This is a genomic window from Bradyrhizobium sp. URHD0069 (assembly GCF_000701345.1).
GTDB lineage: Bacteria > Pseudomonadota > Alphaproteobacteria > Rhizobiales > Xanthobacteraceae > Bradyrhizobium.
Map to the genome: position 1 here is coordinate 18,149 of NZ_JNIJ01000019.1, position 11,446 is coordinate 29,594.

The following is an 11,446-nucleotide window of genomic DNA, read 5'->3' on the forward strand; positions in this document are numbered from 1 at the left end:
TGTTGCCTATCACCGCATCAGGAGCCTCGCACAAAGACGATCAATCCGTTGGCAGGTATGACAATTTCCGCCGAAGTCGGCATACCGTGCATCGGCGGCCCATCAGCGAATACGCCGGCGCCGTTGCCGGCGACGATCGGGTTGACCCAATTATCGTAAACGTCGCTGTTGAAGACTTCGCGCCAGGTGCCGCCGTTCGGAAATCCGACCCGGTATCCGTACTGGGTGTTCTCGGCGAGGCTCATGACCACGACTACATCCTCGCCGCTGCCGTCCATCCAGCGGTGGAAAGCGAGGACACGAGTGGGATTGTGACAATGGAAGACGTTGATGCGGCCCCGCTGCAGTGCAATCAAACGGCGACGGAGCGCGATAAGCTCGCGCGTGAAGCGAAGGTGATCGCTCATCGCCCGGTCGCTGCCGAGTCCTTCCCACCATATCCGATGATCGGGATCGTTGGGCGAGTCGTTCCAAAACTTATCCTCCAAGAACTCCTGTCCCATGAACAACATCGGCACGCCGGGACCAGTGAGAAGGATTCCGTTAGCCACGCGCGCGCGACTGCGCGCGTACCACGAGCGTGGATTCGACGGATCGGAGATCCTGGCGATACGCGGCTTCTGATCCCTTGGATCATGGAATGTTAGTAGGACATCGTGGTTCTCGAGCATCTGGACGGCGCGCCAAGCTCTATCAAAGCCGGCAGGAGGCGCCAGCGCGGCCTGTATGCGTTCGAGGTTGATCGGTGCGCACATGCCGTGTGCTGCCTGCTCGATCACGCTGCGCACGCTGTCACGCATATTGTCGTGCCAAACCATGTCGAAGCCTGCTCCGCCCGCGCCGCTCGGCCGGACAGCGGAGTCGGGACCGGGATTCCAGAACTCGGCGATCTGAATGGCCGATGGTTTTGCTGTCCGCACTGTATTGGTCAAGTCCTGGCAGAAGTGCCAGCCGCCGAACCGGTCGATCACGCTCACTTCGTCGTAGCGGAAGCCATCGACGTGGAACTCGGTCATCAGCGCCACGGCGTTGTCGATCAGGAATTGGCGGACACTTGCGTTCCAATAGGCAAAGACGAGCCCACCGGCCCACCCCTTGTCGGTGAAATAGAGACTGTCGTTGTTGTTGCCGGGCGAAACGCGATCGAAGAAATACAGGCTCTCATCGCCGAAATCGCCGCCGGCATGGTTGTAGACGACGTCGAAGATCACCGCGATCCCGTAGACGTGAAGCACATCGACTAGGAGCCGTAGCTGGTCGTCGGCGCCGCGAATGTCGGTGACCGAGACTGAGCTTTGGCCGCGGGCGGCAAGCAGAACGTTAGCGCGTTCGACATAGCGCTGCAGCTCCATTGCGGGAGCGGCGTAGTCGAACTCCGGCGAGAAATAGTCGACGCCATTATAGCCTAGGCTAAAGGCGGTCGGGAACTCGGCGATCGGTAGCGGCTGTACCGCGGTCACGCCGAGATCGGCGAGATATTCGACGCGATCGAGGACATCAAGAGACTTGGCGACCCTACCATTGCGCCGATCACCGCCATGAGCATCGGCGGCGTAGAAGGTGCCGATGTGGAGCTGATAGATGATCAGCTCTTCGTACGCCGGCGGGTGGAAGCCCGCATCGTGCCACGGGTAGGCTGACGCAGCGGAGACGACGCAATTCCATGTCGGAGGAGCAATTTGGCGCGCGTAAGGGTCACGCTTGTATCCGCGCGAGCCAGACCCCATCACATAGAACTTGTACTCCACACCCTCACCGACGCCCGGCACGAACCCGGCCCAGTATCCGTGGCCGTCGCGCTCGAGCCGGCAGGTCTCGTCGTCTTTCGTCCAGTTGTTGAACGATCCCGAGACGTAGATCGCTGTCGCGCGCGGAGCCCAGGCGCGAAACGTGCAGCCGCCGGCGACGAGATTCGCGCCCATTGGCGTGTGCGGGGCGACTCTAGTCTGGTCTGCGGGCATCTCGTCTCGTCCTAGTCGTAGCCACCGAACATGAGCAGATGGATGTCGCTGTCGGTCGCGTTCATCATGCCGTGGAGGCCGCCGGGCTTCAGCAGCGCGAAATGGCCCGGCCGTAGCGTTCGCAGCTCGAAGCAGCGCTCGCGGTCGGGGAACCTGTACCAGTCGCCCGTTACCATCACGGCCTGTCCCTCGAGAAGAAAGAAGATCTCCTGGTTGTCGCGATGGCGGTGGATGCCGATGCCGCAGTTGTTCTTGAGGATGTGTAGGTCGGCATAATCGATCGCGAAGAATCCTTCCCTGCGCTCGCCGTCCGCCTTACCGCCCATAGCGTCGAACTGCCAGGGTTCGACGGTGCGTCCGAGTTCGCCGCTCCCGGCAAAGCCGAAATAATTAGATAGAAGATTGCGATAGTGGAGGAAGCCCAGCCCGCCGTGCGGGTTGGCGCTGATCCCGGCCTTCAGGTAGGCGTCCCAGCCCCGCAGCATCATATTGAATTCATAATGGTAGTTGGCGCCTTCATTTGAATCCCAGCTCTGCCCGGTCTCGTCCGCCCAGGCGACCTCAATGCGGGTGGGCAGCAGCGGATGCATGGTGCAGTCCGACGACACGATTCGGACGTCAACGTCGTCCTTGCCCTCGCGATCGAAGTCGCTGCGCAATCCGCGGATCATATCGGGGCGGGTGATAAGTTCGCCGCGGTCGAGCGAGGCAAGACCGCGCTCGTCGCCACCGCTCGAAAAGATCGCCCGCAAGTCGCTGCCGTGATCCCCCCATAACTCGATCTCGTAGCGGTCTGTCGCCTCGTTGTAGGGCACCGTGATCAGACCACCGGCTTCCCGGCCATTAACCTTGAGGAACAGACGAATGCTCTGCCCAGGTAAGCGTCCCAGCGCTTCCGCGAGCTTGGAATCGGGCCCGGCCCGATAGGAGAGCTTAAGGAACGGGACGATCCGTTCCGGCATAGGATCGAATGCTTCTACGTCCTTCCAGGCCCGTGGCGTGACCCAGCCGCGCAGCAGATAGGTGTCGGTCACAAGGAAGTCCCGCACGTTCTGCTTTTGGAAGTCGGTCTTGTTGTCTTGGCGGGTCGGGTCGAGGATATCGGCGTCGGCGCCCTGCGGACCGGCGAAATCGAGATGGCTGAACGGCACCAGCGCCTGCAGTTCGTCTGTTAGATAGAAGTGCCGCTCAGCGGCCAGGCGGTGAGTCTCGACCATCCCGAGAAGCTTCGTCAGTGGATTGCGGCTGTTGTAGTCCGGCGTTTGGCCGGGCGTCACCCGCAGAACCGTGTCGGACATCATAAGGGAGGACATGCGAGACCTGCGCTTAGGAGGAGTGATAGCCGAAGGCGACAAACTTGAGCGATCTCGCGTTGCCCTTGGGATTGCGGACGCCGTGGATCCCGCCGCTCTTAGTGAACAGCGTGATTCCGGGGCGGACCGGGATTTCCCGGCAGGGCTTAAGTCCAAGACCATAGATATCGGGCGTCGGGTCCACCAAGGGGAACGTGGCATCGACAGACGGGTCGTCGCCGTCGCCCAGATAGGCGATGCCCTCGCCCTCAATGAAGTAATAGAGCTCCTCGGACCCGACATGCTGATGCGTGCCTTCGACTGCTCCCGGCGGCAGCTCGACCTCGTGAAAATACACGATGGTCCCGCCGAGCTCGCGCTGAATGATCCAGCGCATGCCCATGACGTTCTTGATGCCGTCCATTATACCGGGCGTCGGCGCGTCGCCTCTGAAATAGTCGGCGCTGCTGGGCTCCATCATGGCGTTCTGGTAGAGGACGGGCGTAACAGCCTTGGCATCCTTGATCCAGCCGCGCTGGAACGAAATCGCGTAATTTCGGTCCTCGACCGTGTTCTCGCCCGAGTTAGGTGCGGGCTTGTTGGGCTCCTGGTGCGACTGGGCAAAATCGTTGTCCCAGCCCGGATTGCCGGTGCGATAGTTGAATGGCCGATCGAGATCGGCCTCTCGGAACGAGACCTGCACCCGGTTGACGCTGCGGATATCCCTGAGTACGGCCTTGAAACTCGGAATTGCCGTGATTGGCTTGTGCAGGCCCATCTGGTCGAGCACCTTGAAGGAGTGAGACACGGTCTGCGGCGGCTCGAGCGTCTCCCAGATCTCGACCTGATAGGCGTCGACATAACGATCAAAGAACATCTTGACGTAGCGCCTGATGCCTTTGTTAAAGCGGGCATCGGCATGGTTGATCTCGACCCAGGCGAGCACCTCGTCGCCTAGCAGGCGGCCGCGCTCACGCGTCTGCTCGGCGAGGCGGCCACCGCGATATTCGAGGCGCAGCGCGTTGCATAGAAATTTGCCGTCCAGATATACCTCGCACTTGAGCGCAATGAAGTCGGCCCGCCCACGCACTTCCAGCACATTGTATCGGTAGCGCGGGCTGCGCGTCGCGTTAAGGTATTGCGCATGATAGATGCGATCGGGGTAGAAAACGATCTTGAAGACCTCATTCCACGGCGCCGGGACGTTGGCGTTGAAGGCCGGCGCGGCGTCAGCGGTCCGTACCGCGGCCGGGATGACAGCGTCGTCGGCGATCAGGTTGAGCCGTGGATCCATGGCGCTAGATCCTGCTTAGGAGGTGGTCGGCGACCCGGAACGAGTTCGCCTGGATGGTGAGCGTCGGATTGGCGCCGCCGGAAGTCGGCATGAAGGCGCCATCGGTGACGTAGAGATTGTCGAAATCCCACGCCCGGCACTGTGGATCGAGGACGGAGTCGTTCGGGTCGTTGCCGAAGCGCGCCCCGCCTAGGATGTGGTTGGCCATGCGGGCAAGAGCGTTCTCCGCCATGTAGATCGAGCCCTGTCCCTGGATCGGATAGTCGTGATTGACCGGATCGCCGCCGTAGCGCAGCACATTGCCGCATTGTTGCGCCATCACGTCCATAAGGTAGCGGTCGTGCGCATGCCAATCCTTGATCACATAGGCAACCGGCCGCCCCCATTTATCCTTCACGCGGGGGTGCAACTCGATGCGGTTGTCGAACTGGGGCACCTGGTTTGCCATGAAGCTGATCGACAGCCCGCGGCCGAACTCATTGTCGAGGAAATCAATAAATTTGTCACCGCGCATTTCGGTCGCGCTCATGAAGCCGTTCCATAGCGTGTCGAGGTCCTGGCTCCCGTAGGTGCGGAACAGCGACAGCGGCAGCGCCTGATCGGACGTGTTGTTGTAGATGGCCGCGCCGGCCCACAGACCATTGGCCTCCAGGAAGTCGTCGGTGGCGCAGCAGTCGGTCGCCCAGTCTGCGTCCAGGGCCTTCGACTTGTCGAAGGGCTTCGGCATCAAGGCCCGCGCGCCGCCGAAGCAATGGGTGAGGAAGTAGCGACCGAGCAGCGGATTCCTATTGATGCGCCGGTCGAAATTCTCGTCCGCCGCCGCCGACAGCTTGAGCAGGCGCACGCTTTCGATCGCCGAGCAGGCGACGACGACGATCCTGGCGTTGATAAAGCGCTCGGCGCCGCCCGGATCGAGGAGCCGAACCCCGGTCACCTTGGCGCCGTCGCTGACCAGATGGGTGACGACGCAGTTCGGCCAGATGGAAAAGTTCGGCTTCTCCATGACGGGGCTCAGCAGCGCCACCCAAGTGCTCGACTTCAAACCGAGCGGATCCCCGTAGCGGTTCACGTAGCTGGTCTTCGCAGACTCCGGATCGGGGTTTCCGCTCGCATCGCGCGGGATCTTGCGACCGCTTGAGAGATGATCCTCGGTAATGACGGCCAGCGGGGCCCGATAGGGCTCGATGTTGGTGCCGAGCCGCTTGCCGAGTTCGACCATTCCGTCGTGCGCGAAGGCGCTAATCGGGTTGGGTTTCAGGGGCTTCTGATACTTCACCGCGCTGAAGGGCTTCTGCTGATTGTCGCGCGTTCCGTTGATACCGATCATTTCCTCGGCCATGACATAGTACGGTTCGAGGGTGGCGTAGTCGATCGGCCAGTCCCGCGCCTCACCCCGCACGTCCCCATTGGGGTCGTTATTGATGGGGCTACGGCGGTCGTCGTTGAAGGTTTTCAGCATTAGGTCGGTCGGCGTGAAGCGCAGCGACACGCTGCCGTAGAGTTGGGTGCCGCCGCCGACCACCTGGGCGGTGTAACCCTCCATCGTACCGTAGTCCTGTCCCTTCGCCCCCTTATATACATGCGGCTCATCATTAATGTCCGGCTCGACATGGCTGCTGTAGTAGGACACGCCGGTGTTGGCGAGACCGGGAACGCGCAGAATCTTCTCGGCGCTCGATGCATAGATCTCGTCGCGCCGGAAGTCGCTGCGCTCCCCGGGGACTTGGTAGTGCGGGCGCAGCAGCGGTCCCTTTTCGATGACGAGGACGCTTTTACCCTCCTGAGCGAGACGATGCGCAATGGGGGCGCCGCCCGCCCCGCTGCCGACCACGATCACATCAAAGGAGTCCTGCATCTTTGATCCTCATCACCGGCACCCGCAAGAGCCATCATCGATAGTAGGGGCTGGTGCCGAGCGGCGCTTCGATGGCAGGCCGCCAGTCGAACAGTGTCCCGGTCGCCGGATCGGAATAGCGTTCGGACAGGAAGGCCCAGCCGGCAGCGCCGACGTTGCCGGCATATTTCGGGTGCGAGAACGCGCACGTCACTGCATGGCGACGCAGGATGTAGAGAAAGAAGGCTGGATTGCCGTATTCGCCGTAATCCCAGCCGGGGATCGGATTGTCGCCACTGCCGTGGCTCTTCGCCATTTTCTCGTAAAGTTCGACGAACTCCTCGGCCGGTGTGTCGGCGGGATCGAGGAACGGGTTCTGCCTGCGTAGCACGCGGTCGATCTGGCGAAGGCAGAGCCGATAATCGGTTAGACGGTGCGCTTCTTCACGCGCCAACAACTTGTCGATGGCGTTGACCTCGCCGACCGAGTCGTCAAGCCGGAAGGCCTTCGGCATGTCGGCTTTCCGCTGCTCCCGGTTCAGCCCGAAATAGTAACGCTTGAGGAAATTCTCGGCCTCCTTGCCGCGGAACGGCAGGATCTGTTCGATCAGCCGATAGAGAATGCGCACCTCCCACGGCTCGAGCACGAGCGGCTGCAGATATCCGTCGGTGAAGAAGCGCGACCAGACTCGTCCATTGCCGAGGGTGACGCGTTGGGAATTAACGGGATCGACGAAGTAGTGACCGTCCAGCACGTACTTGTAGGTGTGCACTTGCGCCTTCGGAATACCGACTGAAACGGCGCGATAGCCAGTATCTTCCCCTTCGAACATGACCGGTTGGAGAGGGATAGGGCGATAGAGTTCGCCGAACGTGCCGAGGACCTGAATGGAGCCCGTGTCACCAGCCACCGTTTTGTAGACGAAGGTGACTAGGTTGAGTTCGGGATGTGCGTCAGCGACCCGCATGAGCCCGATGATAGGAAACCGCCAAGCCTCGGCGATCTTGGCTCGGAAAGCCTCCGCGGCCGCTTCGTCGTTCGGTGGCGGCGGAGCGCCGGCGCGCGCCAAATACTTCGTGCAATGATTCAGCACGTACTCGCTGCCCGGTTCGAAAACCGTAACTGTCACAGCTCACCCAGACCGGGCGGTGTCCACAGAGCCGCATCCGCTGTGCCCGAAAACAGGGATCGGGTCTAATCAGTTTGGCAAGGCCACCTAAGATTGTCTATGGAAAAATCCAAGTTCCCTTATTGCCTATGAAGCCCACGGCATCTACCCGCTAACCGATCTACATTGACAACACGCAATTCAATCTGAGTTCCGCTTGTAACCTGCCGTAACGAAAGCCCAGAGCCGATCACGAATAGTGAGCCGGCTTAGGGTGAACTCTCAACTAATGAGGACTTATTTACGATTGCAGGAACAACAAGACAACCGTAGAATGCCCGATTGAGATATTAGAGAATTTTTCCCGTGAGCGTCTGCAGTATTCGGTCCCGATCGTCCGCTTGAAAAGCAGAAGTACGCCAGCCGAGCCAGCGCAAAATGACGTGCCCTGACGCCTTGAGCAGGGCAAAGATGCTACAAATGCATCAGTACAGCTTCAGGGGCGAGATCGATGCTCGAAAAGCCGTACATCGCGACGCTAACCGGTCTAATCGTGCTCCTTATTGTGATTTTGAGCGTACGAAAATTTCATGTTCTCGCAATTGCGCGCAATCTGTCAGAGTATCCTAAAGATGCGAGATCGTGGACCACTCCTTACAACTTTGTCTTTTCGGCTATACTTTACGTCAGCCTTGCCACTATCGTTTTCGCTACACTCGACAATCTTCCCGACCTAACAATCGCAATAATTTCGGCCTTCTCGAAAGACGTTGCGAAAGCAAGCGAGGACATTCTTGAGGGCTCGCTTGAGAGGTTAGCAGCCGATTCAACTCGTGAATGGGTCGCTCCCATTCTGGCGGGTCTTGCGACCATCGCGCTGTTTGGGTTTGAAAAAAGTCCTTTAGCATTTGCGGACAGATCGGTTCGGGAAATTTTGCAGCTATGGGCCTCAATTCCAACCAAAGTCCGGACCATGATCTCTCAGCTCGAGGAAGCCGAATTCGGCCTTCCTCTCGAGAGGAGAGTGCGTGTTCTGTCGCACATAGCGGAGCACACACGCCACGATGCTGATTTCATGGCGCTTGTGGACGACAAGGATCTCAAGGTTTTGCTCTTGCGCGCGGGATCGTTGGATCTACTTTTTCAAGAGTGGAAGAATTCCGAGTCAGCGTTCAACGACCTGTACCGAGACAACGAAGAACTAACGAAACTGCTCTCAACTGAATTCAACTCGATCGCGGAGGTTTTCGGTTACTATCTAGCGCTTCTAAAGTCCCCGGAGCCTGACAACGCGGAGGCTCAGTTAGATCGCGGAAAGCGCTCAGTTGAGATCAAGGAACGCCTCTCGGCTTTGATCAAGCGGCAGTATCTGCCATTCTGCTGCGGCATTCTGCAATCATCAAGAAACTCGGGGGATCATCGGAAGTTCCTGTCCGAATTCGGCTTCCGCATCAAAGACCGGGTGAATCCTTCCGCCATGTTTCGTTACATGCTCGAAGACATGGCTCAAATGGTTTTCTTCCTTGTGGTAACGATCTATCCGCTCGTTTACTTCATTGCTAGGTATAGGGGATGGAAGCCCGACAACACCTTCCTTGATACGGTATTCGTTTGGCCGTGCCAGCTAGCCATTCTTGCGATCGCATCTGTACTGCCAGTTCTCATTTGGCAACGGTCGGTAGAGAAACAAGAGTTAAGCAAGCCAGCACTGAAGAGGAGGCGAGTCGGTCACTTTCTCGCGTATCTTGTGATTGCGATCACGGGAGGCTTGATGGCTGTCCTTATGATCACGATTCTGAGTTTGCTGAGCGCCAGCATGAGTTCGTTGCCCCAAATGATTGGACTCAAAGAGGCCGCTCTAGCCTTGTTAAAGGTGGCGCCATTTGGCCTCGTCGCAGCCGCCATCGGGATGATTACTGCGATCCTCATCGACATTCCGCTGCGCTTTCCGTTCCGATTTGTCCTTGATGGTCTTGCTACGGGGGTGATTGCAGCTGCCCTCGCCGTTGTAGCCGTGGTCGCTCAAACCAATGTTGATGTAGAGAGCTATTTTGCGCTTCTGACATTTGACTCGGAAGCGATAGAAAAGAATCCAGGTCTCAAGATCCTGCGATTTGTATTACCTGTGGTTTTTGCAACCGGGCTATGTGTCGGATTGATTATTCCACGGGGATATCGCCATTATCGCGACGATCTCGTGGCGCGCTCATCAGAAATCTAAAGGTGGCGCACCTCGAGCGCCTGACGCTTACGCTGAATCTTTGAAAGCGAAATGTTGAAGCGTGGGACAAAGTCGACATGGGCAGTTTCGCGCCGAAGCAGCGAATTGGCCGCCGCACTGTAGTAACGGCTGAGAGCCTGCAGCTCATCGATACGCGCGCGCTCGACAGGTAGGTACTGACTTCATCGACAAGAACGTTTGCGCGGTTGACAACTTGTGCAATTTTCAAACGCTATGTTGTAAATTTCAAACACCTACTTTGATCTCTTCAAGACTTGGGAGGCCGGTGGGGTGAAAATGTAGGGAGGTCGCCGTCGGGACTCGCAACTTGTGCGATTCTCGCGCCTCTGTGCTGCGGGAGGGATTTCTTTTCGGAGTTGTTGCAGTGGTAGCGAGCTGCGCGATTCGGTGCTAGTTGGAGGAAAGAAAGATGCGATTGGGGGCTATTCTTTGGCTTGGCATTCAAACGCTCGTGATCTCGTCCGGAGCGGTCACTGGTGCCGATTTATTGGCCGATCCAGAATCAGTTCAATCGCGCCGAATACTGCGCGTATCCTTATATCCATTCATTCCGGACGCCAAAAGCGCGGCTTGGATCATCGAGGAAGCCTTTGAACGAAGGTATCCGACGATTGACCTGCGGATTTCGTTTGCGCCACGCTATTACGATCATCGACCGGGCAAGGGAGGAGTGATCGATGAAGTTGCTGACGTATATGAGCTTGATTCAATATTCCTCGCTGATTTCGTTGAAGCCAACAGACTTCAGCCGGTAAAAGCGGCAGCTGCAGCAATGATTCCGTTCGCAGAACGCGCCGCCTCGCATAAGGGCGTTACGTATGGGACGCCGCACTGGGTATGTGGAAATTTTTTGATCTATCGATCACCCGATACGGCGCTAAGGGAAGTGCGTACACTACACGACCTTGAAAATGCTTTCTCGCAGCCGCTTCGAGAGCGTGGTGGTTTGTTGATTGATCTGAAGGGCAGCTCAACCCTTGGCGAGATGTACCTTGACGGCCTAATGGATCTCTACCAGTCAACAGCTCTTGCTTTGCAGCGCCTCGATGCTCAAAATCCAGATCGAAGCGTTCTGAATGCGATGGAGCGTGTGATCAAACTATCGCAGTCTCGTTTCGGGCGAGATGAAGACTATCATCAGCGTTCCGGCTTCTATGGCCGACAATTTGCTAGAGGAAATGGCAGGGCGCTTGTGGGCTATTCTGAACTACTCCACTACGTGCTGACCGAAGCTTCGCAGTCCTGCCTACATGACGAGAAGTGCGTTGATCCCGCTAGAGGCAAGCATGCGTCACAAATTGCCGTTACGGAATGGCCGTTGGCTGACGAGGGATCTCAGCCTATCGGGTGGGTCGATCTGTTTGTTGTCGACGTAGCTGTTAAAGGTCAAAGACTCAGGGACGCGCGGGCGTTTATCAGCTTTATGATCGAGAATGAGACTTATCGCATGTTGCTGATTCCCGATCTGAATATCAGAGAAGCACCTAGATATTTGTTGCCCGCTCGTGAGGATGTTTATTCCGATTCCGACGTCCTGGCAGCTGCGCCGCTCTATACTAGTTTTCGCAAGGCAATCAACAATGCAATTTCTGTATCAGCTCCAAAGTTGAACGAGCGTTTGCGTGCGATGGGGGCGGCATTGGATGGTGCACTTCCCGGGAACTAAGAAAAGTCCCTAAAATCCGCGATGCAAGAGGTCGAAATTGCTAGCGCGC

7 protein-coding genes are annotated in these 11,446 nt (G+C 58.0%); 2 read left to right on the top strand and 5 right to left on the bottom strand.

Features of this window, described 5'->3' with window-relative positions; genetic code table 11:
- Nucleotides 1–17 precede the first annotated feature (17 nt).
- The 5 genes from N554_RS0112850 to N554_RS0112870 are packed head-to-tail and all read right to left on the bottom strand — an operon-like array spanning nucleotide 18 to nucleotide 7,510.
- Nucleotides 18–1,961, bottom strand: a complete 1,944-nt coding sequence (locus N554_RS0112850) for an alpha amylase C-terminal domain-containing protein (protein ID WP_029583836.1) — start codon at nucleotides 1,959–1,961, stop codon at nucleotides 18–20.
- Between the two features lie 11 nt (nucleotides 1,962–1,972).
- Entirely contained in the window at nucleotides 1,973–3,274 is a 1,302-nt protein-coding gene (locus N554_RS0112855; protein WP_029583837.1) for a cupin domain-containing protein, read from the bottom strand.
- Nucleotides 3,275–3,287: 13 nt separating this feature from the next.
- A complete protein-coding gene (locus tag N554_RS0112860) occupies nucleotides 3,288–4,547 on the bottom strand; it encodes a cupin domain-containing protein (protein WP_197033567.1) in 1,260 nt (419 codons plus the stop codon).
- A 4-nt stretch (nucleotides 4,548–4,551) separates the two neighbouring features.
- The gene (locus N554_RS0112865; protein ID WP_029583839.1) at nucleotides 4,552–6,402 is read right to left on the bottom strand and encodes a GMC family oxidoreductase; all 1,851 of its coding nucleotides are present in this window, start codon (nucleotides 6,400–6,402) and stop codon (nucleotides 4,552–4,554) included.
- 34 nt (nucleotides 6,403–6,436) lie between these two features.
- Nucleotides 6,437–7,510, bottom strand: coding sequence for a gluconate 2-dehydrogenase subunit 3 family protein (locus N554_RS0112870; protein WP_029583840.1), 1,074 nt, complete (start codon nucleotides 7,508–7,510; stop codon nucleotides 6,437–6,439).
- Between the two features lie 490 nt (nucleotides 7,511–8,000).
- Between N554_RS0112870 and N554_RS0112875 the strand changes: the two genes are divergently transcribed.
- Both N554_RS0112875 and N554_RS0112880 read left to right on the top strand, forming a co-directional pair.
- Entirely contained in the window at nucleotides 8,001–9,710 is a 1,710-nt protein-coding gene (locus N554_RS0112875; protein WP_029583841.1) for a hypothetical protein, read from the top strand.
- A 430-nt stretch (nucleotides 9,711–10,140) separates the two neighbouring features.
- A complete protein-coding gene (locus N554_RS0112880) occupies nucleotides 10,141–11,397 on the top strand; it encodes a type 2 periplasmic-binding domain-containing protein (protein WP_029583842.1) in 1,257 nt (418 codons plus the stop codon).
- Nucleotides 11,398–11,446 lie beyond the last annotated feature (49 nt).